The sequence below is a fragment of the Streptomyces sp. NPDC002133 genome, assembly GCF_040296405.1.
Classification (GTDB): Bacteria; Actinomycetota; Actinomycetes; order Streptomycetales; family Streptomycetaceae; genus Streptomyces.
Map to the genome: position 1 here is coordinate 1 of NZ_JBEOXF010000016.1, position 1,037 is coordinate 1,037.

Sequence of the window (1,037 nt, forward strand, 5' to 3'; positions counted from 1 at the left end):
CCGGCAAGGCCGCACTGCTCCCGCTGAACGTGGAGGCGTTCGGCAAGGACCTCGGCGTGACCAAGGACGAGGTGCGGCTGTATCTCGCCCTGCGCCGAACCGGACACCCCGCAGGGCGGGCAGGGTCCGCTGTACGGCCGCCCGGACTCCGGCCCCGCGACCGGCCCGGCCGGCACGCCCGAGCTCCGCAGGACGACCCGCGCGGACATCATCAACCGGGCCAAGCGCTGGCTGGACGCCGAGGTGCCGTACTCCATGGACGCCTACTGGTCGGACGGTTACCGGCAGGACTGCTCGGGCTATGTCTCGATGGCCTGGAACCTGACGGGCAACGAGTGGACCGGAAGCCTGGCGCAGTACGGGGTGCGGACGGACCGCAAGGATCTGCAGCCCGGTGACATCCTGCTGTTCCACAATCCCGACGATCCGGGCAAGGGCTCCCACGTCACCATCTTCGGCGGCTGGACCGACTACACGCGCACCTACTACGTGGCCTACGAACAGGCGAGGCCGCACACCCGTAAGCAGGCCACGCCGATGGCGTACTGGGACAACTCCGACTTCTACGTGGCGTACCGCTACAAAGGGCTCATCGGCACGGACGTGACGTCGGACGGGTCGACCACCATGCCCCCGGCGTTCCCCGGGCCCTGGTACTTCGGTCCGGGCGCGAACAACACGTACATCACCCAGCTCGGGAGGTTGCTCGTGGAGCGGGGCGCGAAGAGTTACTACGGCGAGAGCCCGGGGCCGCTCTGGAGCGAGGCGGACCGGCGGGCGACCCAGGCGTTCCAGCGCGCGCAGGGCTGGGAGGGGGAGGAGGCGGACGGTCTGCCCGACCGGCGCACCTGGCGCCTTCTGACGAACGGCACGGGCCGGGACATCCCGGGCGCGGAGGCACCGGCACAGGCAGGGCCGCAGGTGGCGGCGGAGACGCAGGCGCAGACGCCGACACAGGCGCAGACAGAGGAGCAGCCGCAGGTGGAGGCACAGCCCCGGCCGCAGGTGGCGGCGCAGTCCCAGCCGCAGACGGAGGA

Annotated in this window: 2 pseudogenes; both read left to right on the forward strand. The window is 71.1% G+C overall.

Going from position 1 to position 1,037, the window contains the following annotated elements:
- Positions 1-107 (forward strand): annotated as a pseudogene (locus ABT078_RS18055) (zinc-dependent metalloprotease); the annotation flags it as partial.
- Positions 97-1,037 (forward strand): annotated as a pseudogene (locus tag ABT078_RS18060) (peptidoglycan-binding protein); the annotation flags it as partial. The pseudogenes ABT078_RS18055 and ABT078_RS18060, both read left to right, overlap by 11 nt.